Genomic DNA, 322 nt, shown 5'->3' with positions numbered 1-322 from the left:
GCGATGCGAGGCCGTCCCTGTCGTGAGGCAGGGAGTGCGTTTCGCAATGTGTGCAAAGACTGCGTTTCTCAGATCGCTGGGTGTGGAGGTCCATGCGTCGGGTCAGCGGCGCTGGCCGGAGGAGGTGAAGGGGAGGATCGTCGCCGAGAGCCTGGAGCCCGGCGCGACGGTGAACGCGGTCGCGGCGCGGTACGGCATCCAGCCGAACCAGCTGACGGCCTGGCAGCGCAAGGCGAAGGACGGCGCGCTCGTCCTGCCGGCCCCCGAGCCCGAGGCGGACGACGCCGTCTTCGCGCCGCTCGTGGTATGCGACGCACCGGAG

General features: G+C 70.5%; 1 protein-coding gene. It reads left to right on the top strand.

Annotation, left to right across the window (positions count from 1 at the left end):
• Nucleotides 1-82: 82 nt before the first annotated feature.
• Nucleotides 83-322, top strand: a 240-nt coding sequence (locus tag DRV84_RS16190) for a transposase (protein WP_158547833.1), incomplete at its 3' end; no start/stop codon positions are given.

The sequence above is a fragment of the Rhodosalinus sediminis genome (assembly GCF_003385555.1).
GTDB lineage: Bacteria > Pseudomonadota > Alphaproteobacteria > Rhodobacterales > Rhodobacteraceae > Rhodosalinus > Rhodosalinus sediminis.
This window is presented reverse-complemented; position numbering and strand designations above follow the sequence as displayed.